Raw genomic sequence first — 9,906 nt, forward strand, 5'->3', positions numbered from 1 at the left:
GTAGCCATTGCTTCCCACATAGAAACCCAACCTGCAACCATTAAACCTTCTGATACTATTTTGTATGTTAGTTCTGTATTTTCATCTAATAAAATTGATAATGTTATAAAAAATATTCCTATTAACATAAATATAAAAGAGTTCTTTATTTGCTCTTTCATTTTCTTTTTTTCTAATTCTATTAGGTATTTAAAGTAATTATCAAAGCTTTTTTCTATTCGAGATAAGTTTTTATCTTCTACTTTTTCTTTAAAATAAAACTTGATTATAAACTTTTCATTTGATATTTCACTTACACTATCGATTATATAATCAACCAATTGCTGACTTAAATCTTTTTTTAAAAAAGTTGAACTCATATCAAAATTATCATATAAGTTTTCAAATCTTTCTGTTGATATTTTTATTATGATTTCATTGTTTTGTGTTTTATCATATCTATCTAAAATATCTTTTTTCATTTTATTTCCCTAAATAAAAGTCTTTTTTTGTTTTGCATTAAATACATAAACTCCAAATAAAACTATAAAACTCATTATTAACATAATAGCACTATAAATATGTGCATTTTTATAATCTAAGATTTCAACATATTCATATATTGCAACAGAGGCTACTTTTGTAACTTCTGGAATACTTCCTCCAACCATTAAAACAACTCCAAACTCTCCAACTGTATGAGCAAAGGTAACGATAATTGCTGTTAAAAGTGCTGGTTTGATATTTGGCAAGGCTACGTTAAAAACAGTTTGAAGTTTACTTTTTCCACTTATATAACTTGCTTCTAACATATTTTTATTAAGACTTTCAAAGCCACTTTGTAAGGGCTGAACCATAAAAGGTAAACTATAAAAACAAGAAGCAACTACAAGTCCTGTAAAGTTAAAAACAAGTGTTATTCCAAAATACTCATGAAAAAAGTTTCCTATTGGAGAGTTTAGAGATAATGTATAAAGTATATAAAATCCCAAAACAGAAGGTGGTAAAACTATTGGAAGAGCTGTAATTGCTTCTAAAATTGGTTTGATTTTTGATTTAGTTTGAGATAAATACCAAGCAAGTGGAAGAGAAATAAAAAAAAGAATAATTGTTGTAATCAAGGCCAATTTAAAAGATAAAATAAATGGCTCAAACTCCATTGTTTCTAAAAAGTTCATTATGATATAACCTTTTTGATTGATATTTCACTTGCTTTTACAAGTGCTTGAACTTTATCATTTACTTTTAGATTCATTCTATTTACTGAATTTGTTGTGATTATACTTGTTAGATAATCATCATTTATTTGAAGTTTTAAAGAGCTTAATAACTCTCCTTTATCAAGTTTTTTTATAACACAATTAAAAACATTTGATAAACTAATATCTCCTTTTAAATCTTTTGCAATAGCAATATGTGAGGCATTTATACTTAAGATTACTTCGCTTTGTAGATTAATATCTTTAAGCCCTAAGCTCATCATAGATAGAGTTGTTCCTTTATAGTCAAACTTTACAATTGTAAGATTATCTAAGCTATCAATTTGTTTTACTTTTGCTTTTAATGTATTCATGGTAGTAAATATCCGTATTTTTGAAGAATTTTTTTGGCACTTTCTGAGAGCATAAAATCATAAAATGCTTTTACCTCTTTATTATCTTTTGCATTTTTAAGTATTACAATTCCTTGATTAATTGGTGTGTATAGTGAAGAATCAACTTCTTTCCAATTTATATTTTCTTTGAAATTGCTCATTTTAGGTGAAAAAAGTGATGATTTTGCAATAAGTCCAATATCTGTTGCACTAAGTGAATAAGCAACTGTTTGCGAAATTGATTCCCCAAATACTAGTTTTGATTTTATGTTTTCATATATGTTTGCATTTTTTAAAGCTTCCATACTTGCTATTCCATACGGCGCAGTTTTAGGATTTGCAATTGCTATTTTTCTAATACTTTTATCTTCTAATAATTTTAAGCCTTTTGAAAAGTCTTGTTTTTTACTACTTAAAAAAGCCAAGCTTCCTTTTGCATAAACTATTGGTTTAGAAATAGCAATATTTTTTTTATATAAAGCTTCTGGATATTTCATATTTGCAGACATAAATAAATCATAAGGTGCTTGATGCGTTATTTGAGCTGTTAGTTTTCCACTACTTCCAAGTGTTACTCTCACCTTTGTACTTGGATTTTGCTTATTAAATTCCTTTTTTAGTTCATTAATTGCATAAGATACATTTGCAGCAACTGCAATATTTATTGTTCCTGCATTTAAAGTTGTTGCTAGTAGAAAGAATATAAGTATATATTTATTAAGCATTTTTTTCCTTCTGTGAGATAGTATATTTAATTATTTTTTCTTATGTAGTAACAAAAATAGTATCCTTGTATTGCTTAATATATAATGAAATATTTTTATTTGTAAAACTTATGCTAATAGTTGCTATATCGTGTGTACACTTACATAGATATAAGAAATAAGATGATAAAATTCATGACAAAATTTATTTAAAAAATAATGAAATATTTTCAAAGGTACAAAATGAAGAGTAAGGATGAAATCCAAGAATGGCTAAAAGAGAATTCTATAAATAATTTTACCATATCAAGTGATTTATATGTTACCGTTCATTCAAATGTTAATTTAAATGGAAAAATACATACACCAAAACTACCAGTAAAATTCAAATCAGTAAATGGATATTTTGATATTAGTAATAATGGTTTAGAAAGCCTTGAGGGTTGTCCTGAAACTGTAATGAAAGATTTTAACTGTTCTCATAATAAATTAACATCTTTACTTGGAGCACCTTCAAGAGTGGGTGACTTTGATTGTTCTCATAATCAACTAAAAAACTTATCTTATTGTCCAAAAGAGGTATTAGGTTTTTTTAATTGTTCTTTTAATCAAATAACAAGTATCAAAGGAAGTCCTCGAACTATTAGAGGTTTTTATAATGCTTCTGATAATCATATAGAATCACTAAAAGGTGGGCCTAAATATATTGATACAAACTTTAATTGTTCATCAAATGACCTAGAAGAGTTAATAGGTGGGCCAATTACAGTTGGTCATGATTATATTTGTAATAAAAATAAATTAAGAGATTTAGAAAATGTTGCAGATGAAATTGGATGGGATTTAATAACAGATATTAGATTAAGTCATATTACAAGTGCTTTTGATGAAGAAGAAAAAAGTTGGAGATATAAAGGTAGTGAAGTAATTGCACATATTTATAAACCAATAGTTGCTTTATCAAATAAAGATGATATTGCTAAGTGGCTAAATAGACATGAAATTAGAGACTATCATATTCTTCAAGATAATTCTGTTGATGTAAATGGAAATGTTAGATTATCAGGAAAATTAGCAAATCTTTTAAAACTACCATTAAGTTTTAATGAAATCCATGGTTCTTTTGATATTAGTGATAATGAGCTTGTTTCTCTTGAAGGTTCGCCTAAAAAAGTTACTGGGGATTTTATGTGTCATAAAAATGAAATTTCATCATTAAAAGGTGGTCCAAAAGAAGTGGAAGGAAGTTTTATCATTCTTCATAATAATATCTCTTCATTAAACTATGCACCTGCTATTGTAAAAGAAGATTTTATATGTTCTCATAATCCTTTAAGAGATTTAGAAGGACTAAATTTAGTACATGGTTCTGTTTTTACAGGTGTTGAAATACCTAGTATAAAATGCCAAAAGTATGTATATAACTCTGTTGCAACATTTAAATATGTTGGTGAAGCAGTTATGCAATATTTAGATAAAGTTTATGTTTCTTTAACAGATGAAGAAAAGAAATTTGAAAAAACAAAACTAAATTTAAAAAATGCAATGTTAAAAATGTTAAATACAAATAACTTAAAAAAAGAGATGATTACTGATACTTTAATCAATAATCTTACTAAATATCATTTAAATGATATTAAAGAAAAAGTACTAAAAATCAAAAACCCACCAAGAAAAAAGAATATTAGTGATTTAACAGAAGATGAAATTCTATCTATGGCTTTTGATTCAGAACTTTAAAAGATTATAGACTAGTTTTTAGTCTATAATTTTATTGGCAAAGTGATAATTACTTCTGCACCTTCATAACTAATATCTTCATATTTAAATCTATTATTTCTTATTTTTATTTTACCACGCATTGAATCATGAATTATTTTATATGTAATATTTAGACCTAGTCCAATACCATGTGATTGATGTTTTGTAGTAAAATATGGTTCAAATACTTTATTTAAAAATTCTGTTTTAATTCCGCCTGCATTATCTTTTATTGTTAATTGAACAAACTCTTCATTTAAAGTTGTTGAGATAAAGATATATTTTTTACCTTCTATTTCATTTAATGCGTCTTTTGAGTTTTGCATTAGATTTATTAAAGCTTGTAGTAAACTATTTGGAAGATTAATTATTTCAATATCATCTTGTAAATCTGTAATAACTTCTACATTATTTTCTTCTAAAATATACGTTTGAGTTTGAATACATCTATTTATTAAATCAGATAAATTAAATTCATTTAACTTATCTTTATATGTAAAATCTCTAAAAGTATCAATAGTATTTGAAAGGTCATTTGTAGTTTTCATAATTGCTTTTATACTTGATCTTAAATCTTCTTCTTTAGAAAGCCCTAAATCCATATTTAATTGCATTCCTGAAGCACATGTAGCAATTACAGATAAGGGTTGTCTCCACTGATGTGCGATATTCCCAATCATCTCACCTAACGCTGCCATTTTACTTTGTTCTATTAATTCTAGTTGTTGTAATTGGTTTTTTTCTTTTAATTGAATTTCATTTTGTAAGGCTTTATATAAGTCATCATTTACAGCTTCTAATTGTTTTGTTTTTAAAATTATTTCAATGTATAATCTTAGTTTATTTATAAATTGATGATTTTCAATTGGTTTTGTTAAATAATCAATTGCACCAATTTCAAAACCTTTTTGTTTAAACTCTTCTTCTTTAAAAGCAGCAGTTAAAAATATAATAGGAATATTTTTTGTTTTTGGGTTTGTTTTTAAGTATTTAGCAGCTTCAAAACCATCCATATCTGGCATTTGAATATCTAATATAATAATATCAATTTCTTGTGTATACGTAATCTTTAGAGCTTCTTCTCCTGATGTTGCTAAAACTAAATCAATGTTCTCAAGGTATTCATGTATTAAATACTGTAAAGATACTCTGTTTGCTTCTATATCATCAACTGCTAATACTGTTATATTTCTCATTTGCTTCTCTTATATATTTTATTTGTTTTATCTATTGTTGTAAATTTATTATTATGCTCTAAAGATTCACTCTCTCCAAGGACTAAAAATCCATAAGAATCAAGGGATTGATTAAATAGTGTAAATATTCTTTCTTTTAAATCCTTATCAAAATAAATTAGCACATTTCTGCAAAAAATCAATTGAAAGTCATTGATTTTAGAATCTAATGCTAAGTTATGTCTAAAAAATAGAATTTTCTCTTTTAGTTCTTCTTTTACTTCGACAAAATCATCATGATTTATAAAGTACTTACTAAAACTTTCATCTCCACCAGATTCATAATAATTTTTTAAAAAACTATTATAACTCTCTTTTGGATAAAGCCCATTTTGTGCATTTTTTAAAATAACACTATTTAAATCAGTAGCATAAATTAAACTTCTATCTAAAAGTCCTAGCTCTTTTAAAAAGATTGCAATAGAGTAGGGTTCTTCACCACTACTACAACCAGCACACCAAACTTTTATATCCAAAAAACTATCTAGTTTAGGAAGGATTTCATTTCTAAGTAATTTAAATACTTCTGGATTTCTATAAAAAGTAGTAATATTTACTGAAATATTTAAAAATAAATCTTTAAAAATATTTTTATTATTTAAAACTATTTCTTCAAATTCACTAAAACTATTTGTTTTTAATGTACTAAAAAATAGATGAACTCTTCTTTTAATATGTTCAATATGATAATTAGAATAATCATAACCATAAGTATCATAAATCTTTACTAGAAACTCTTTTATTTCATCATCTGTAAAAGAGTTATCTTCAAAAGAGTTTTTTATATACTTATTTATATCTTCAATACTTAAAACTTGGTCATAAAGTTTTGTTTGTATTGCATTTTCAAGCATTGGTTTTGCTTCACACTCTTTTGGGTCTTCTATTAAAATAGTAGTCTCATTTTTCTGTAAAAGTTCTAAACTATCAGCCCCATCAGCACCATAACCAGAAATTAGTATAGCAAGAAGAGTATTTTTAAATTCATTTGATAAAGATTCAAATGTATTACTAATAGATGGTCTTGAATAATTTCTTTTTTGCGAATCTGTTAGAAAAATAAAACCACCTGCAATAATCATATGTTTATTCGCAGGTGCTACATAAATAGTTGAAGCTTCTACTTTCATATCTGATCTTGCTTCTACAACTGTATAATCTTGTGTACAGTTTTGTAAAATCTTAGCTAATGAACTCTCTTTATTCTCTTTTCTATGCATAATAATAAATATTGACATATCAGATTTTGGAAGTTCTTCTATTATTTTAATAAACCTTTTTAAACTTCCAGCACTTCCACCAATTACTATATATTTTAGATTAAGTGTTTTTAATTTATCTTTATAGTTATCTTGAAATTGCAATGAAAAACCTAAACTTAATAAGTAGTTTTTTAATGTTACTTCATTTGTAAAAATGGTTATTCTATTTCTAATTTTTTTTAATTCTAAGATTATTTCACTAGGAATAATTTGAATATTTAAAAAATTTATCTCTATAAAATCATCAGTTTTTAATAAAAGTAGAAGCTCTTCTATTTGAGAAGTTTTTTCTAACTCCTCAACAATAATTTTGGTAATGTTATTATTACTACTTGAAACTATATTCATTTGTGTTTTTTTCTACTCCATAGTTTTATAAGATTACCTAAAATATTAATATCAATTGGTTTTGATAAATAATCATCAGCACCAATACTAATACATTTTTCTCTATCTTCTTTCATAGCTTTTGCAGTAACTGTAATAATTGGAATATGTTTTATTTTTTCATCTTCTCTAATTTTCTCAATTGCTTCATAACCATTCATAATAGGCATCATAATATCCATTAAAACTAAATCAACATTAGGATTTTTTTCTAAGAATTCTAAGGCTTCTTTACCATTAAAAGCTGTATATGTATTTGCATTAAACTCTTTAAGTGCTGCATCTAAAACAAAGATATTTTTAATATCATCATCAACTATTAATATATTTGTTCCATTTAAATCAATACTTTCAAAAATCTCTTTTGACTCTTCTTTTTCATTAGAATCTCTATGTAAGAAAAGATTTATTTCATTTAAAATTCTTTCATTTGAATTTACAGTTTTTATAATAATACTATTACTATATTTTTGTAATTTGATTTTATCATCTGCATTAAGCTCTTTACCTGTATAGATAATAATAGGTAACTTTGGATGTGAGTTTTTAATATATTCACAAACTTCATAGCCACTTCCTTCCATTAAACCAAGGTCAATTACTACTGTGTCATATTTTTCTTTTTTTACTTCATTTATTGCTTCTTGAGCACTTTTAACACCTGTAATATTTATTCCCTCTCCAATTAGTTCAATTAAAGCTTCTCTTTGAACTTGATTATCTTCAACTATTAAAAGATCTTTTATCTCTTTTTCTTGAAAAGAATCTATTGAATTGATTATATTATTAATATCTCCATCATATACAGGTTTTTGTAAATATCCAATTGCACCTAATTTTAATGTTTGGTTATCTTTATCTTTTGAAGAAATAATATGAACAGGAATATGACTTGTTTGTTTATTTGATTTTAACTCTTTTAATACATCAATTCCATCCATATCAGGAAGAGTTAAATCAAGCATAATACCTTTGATATTATATTTTTTAATTAACTCTAAACCACTTGTTGCACTTAAGGCAATTAGACAATTGTTTCCATTCTTTTTAACTTCTTCATATACAACTTCTGAAAACATTTTATCATCATCAATAATTAGATATGTTTCATCTGTAAATGAGATATTATCTCTATCATCATTAACTGTTTCAATAATTGGGATATTTTTATTTACCACAGCTTTACTTTTTGGTTTTTCTTCTATATGAACTTGTTTAATATTATCATCTTCTAAGTTTGGTAAATCAATACTAAATGTACTTCCAACATTTTCTTGTGATTCTAAAGAAATATATCCACCAAGAAGTTTTGCAAACTCTTTACTAATTGATAAACCAAGTCCAGTTCCACCAAACTCTCTACTTGTTCCTCCATCAGCTTGTGTAAAGGCTTTGAAAATTAAATCTTGTTTTTCTAAAGCAATTCCAATTCCTGTATCAATAATAGAAATTCTAAAATCTTTATCTTTTGATGCAGAAATCTTTAAAGTAATTGAACCTTCTTTTGTAAATTTAAGAGCATTTGATAATAAGTTTCTAATAACTTGTGAGATTCTATCTCTATCATTTGAAATATTTTGTTTATATTCATCAACAATATTAAAAGTAAGTCCTTTTTCAACTGCTGAGTACTCAAATGTATCTTTTATTTGTGATAATAAATCAGAACTATTAAAATTATCTATAATTACTTGCATATTTCCTGATTCAACTTTTGATAAATCTAAAATATCATTGATCAGTCTTAATAGTTCATTTCCTGATTCAAAAATAGTTTTTGCTTTTTTAATATCATCATTATTTAATGTAGCTTTTGAATTTCTTTGTAATAAAGATGATAAAAGAATAATTGAGTTTAGAGGAGTTCTTAATTCATGTGACATATTTGCTAAGAATTCAGATTTGTATTTTCCAGATATTTCAAGCTCTTCAGCTTTTTTCTGAATATCTTTTTTATTCTCTTCTAATGCTTGATTTTGAAGTTTTAGATTTTGTTCTGAAATTTTAAGTTGCTGTTGTTGCTCTTCCATATTAGCATTAGCTTCTTCAAGTTGCTGTTGTTGTTCTTCCATATTAGCATTAGCTTCTTCAAGTTGTTGCTGTTGCTCTTCCATATAAGTATTGGCTTCTTCAAGTTTTAATTGATTTAATTCTAACTCTTTATTTGCTTTTTTTGTATTTTCTAAAAGCTCTTTTACTTTATTATTTTGAATAGTTGCAGATAATGAAATACAAATATTTCTTGTACTTGCATTTAAAAATTCAATTATCTCTTCATTAAACTGATTAAAAGAACCAAGTTCAATAACAGCATATAGTTTTTCATTATAAATTAAAGGAAAAGTATATGTGTTATAAGAAGCTTGAGTTATAGTTCCTGTTGTAATTAAGCTTTCATCTTTTTTAATATTTTTTAATAAAATTGGTTTTTTCTGAAATCCAACTTGACCAATAATACCTTCACCTAATTTAAATACATTTGATAACTCATCTCTTACTACATGAGCATAACTTGAATACTGTACTAAAGTATTTTCATTTTCATCAAATACATAAAAAACACCAACACCAGAGTTTGTATAAGTGCTTATAAAATCAATTGATTTTCTTGATACTTCATCAATACTTTCAAGATTAATTAATGATTGATTTAGTTTATTAACTCCATCTTTTATCCAAGTTTCAATTCTTGTTTTTTCAATATTCTTTTTAACTTGATCTATTCCATTATTTACAGCAACACTCATAACTCCAATTTCATCTTTTGATTCAATATTTAAAAGTTTTACATCATCTGTTTCTTTATTTAGATATTTAAAGAAATCTAAAAGACCAAACTGAAATCTATTTAATGATGAAATTATATATTTTTGAATTACTATATATAATAAGAAAAACACAAGAGAAAAAGTAATAAATGAAATAAGAATAAGAGTATTTCTTAAATCATTAGGAACTGCTAAAACACTATTTTCATCAATTTC

8 protein-coding genes are annotated in these 9,906 nt (G+C 25.2%); 1 reads left to right on the top strand and 7 read right to left on the bottom strand.

Annotated elements, in window-relative coordinates; translation table 11 throughout:
• From ACERKK_RS07500 to modA, 4 genes are all read right to left on the bottom strand, one after another.
• Nucleotides 1-461 (bottom strand): hypothetical protein (locus tag ACERKK_RS07500; protein ID WP_373772460.1); only part of this gene is annotated, 461 nt, incomplete at its 3' end.
• A 9-nt stretch (nt 462-470) separates the two neighbouring features.
• Nucleotides 471-1,157 carry a molybdate ABC transporter permease subunit gene (gene modB / locus ACERKK_RS07505; RefSeq protein WP_373772461.1) on the bottom strand — a complete coding sequence of 229 codons (687 nt, stop codon included), beginning with the start codon at nt 1,155-1,157 and terminating at the stop codon, nt 471-473.
• Nucleotides 1,157-1,552, bottom strand: coding sequence for a molybdopterin-binding protein (locus ACERKK_RS07510; protein ID WP_373772462.1), 396 nt, complete (start codon nt 1,550-1,552; stop codon nt 1,157-1,159). The genes modB and ACERKK_RS07510 overlap by 1 nt, the downstream gene beginning before the upstream one ends.
• Nucleotides 1,549-2,298: a molybdate ABC transporter substrate-binding protein gene (gene modA, locus ACERKK_RS07515; protein ID WP_373772463.1), complete on the bottom strand. Its 750-nt coding sequence runs from the start codon at nt 2,296-2,298 to the stop codon at nt 1,549-1,551. Before modA ends, ACERKK_RS07510 begins: the two co-directional genes overlap by 4 nt.
• A 222-nt stretch (nt 2,299-2,520) precedes the next feature.
• On the opposite strand from modA, the gene ACERKK_RS07520 reads away from it, so the two are divergent.
• Nucleotides 2,521-4,017, top strand: coding sequence for a hypothetical protein (locus ACERKK_RS07520; RefSeq protein ID WP_373772464.1), 1,497 nt, complete (start codon nt 2,521-2,523; stop codon nt 4,015-4,017).
• A gap of 23 nt (nt 4,018-4,040) precedes the next feature.
• Here ACERKK_RS07520 and ACERKK_RS07525 read toward each other — a convergent pair whose 3' ends face one another.
• From ACERKK_RS07525 to ACERKK_RS07535, 3 genes are all read right to left on the bottom strand, one after another.
• A complete protein-coding gene (locus ACERKK_RS07525) occupies nt 4,041-5,234 on the bottom strand; it encodes a sensor histidine kinase (protein WP_373772465.1) in 1,194 nt (397 codons plus the stop codon).
• Entirely contained in the window at nt 5,231-6,883 is a 1,653-nt protein-coding gene (locus ACERKK_RS07530) for a CheR family methyltransferase (RefSeq protein WP_373772466.1), read from the bottom strand. Before ACERKK_RS07530 ends, ACERKK_RS07525 begins: the two co-directional genes overlap by 4 nt.
• Nucleotides 6,880-9,906: response regulator (locus tag ACERKK_RS07535; RefSeq protein ID WP_373772467.1), on the bottom strand; the 3,027-nt coding region annotated here is incomplete at its 5' end. The genes ACERKK_RS07530 and ACERKK_RS07535, both read right to left, overlap by 4 nt.

The organism is Poseidonibacter sp. (assembly GCF_041821165.1).
GTDB lineage: Bacteria > Campylobacterota > Campylobacteria > Campylobacterales > Arcobacteraceae > Poseidonibacter.

What these genes read in the sequence shown, in the direction of transcription:
- modB (WP_373772461.1), bottom strand. Translation starts at nt 1,157, where the DNA reads ATGAACTTTTTAGAAACAATGGAGTTTGAGCCATTTATTTTATCTTTT.
- ACERKK_RS07510 (WP_373772462.1), bottom strand. Translation starts at nt 1,552, where the DNA reads ATGAATACATTAAAAGCAAAAGTAAAACAAATTGATAGCTTAGATAAT.
- modA (WP_373772463.1), bottom strand. Translation starts at nt 2,298, where the DNA reads ATGCTTAATAAATATATACTTATATTCTTTCTACTAGCAACAACTTTA.
- ACERKK_RS07520 (WP_373772464.1), top strand. Translation starts at nt 2,521, where the DNA reads ATGAAGAGTAAGGATGAAATCCAAGAATGGCTAAAAGAGAATTCTATA.
- ACERKK_RS07525 (WP_373772465.1), bottom strand. Translation starts at nt 5,234, where the DNA reads ATGAGAAATATAACAGTATTAGCAGTTGATGATATAGAAGCAAACAGA.
- ACERKK_RS07530 (WP_373772466.1), bottom strand. Translation starts at nt 6,883, where the DNA reads ATGAATATAGTTTCAAGTAGTAATAATAACATTACCAAAATTATTGTT.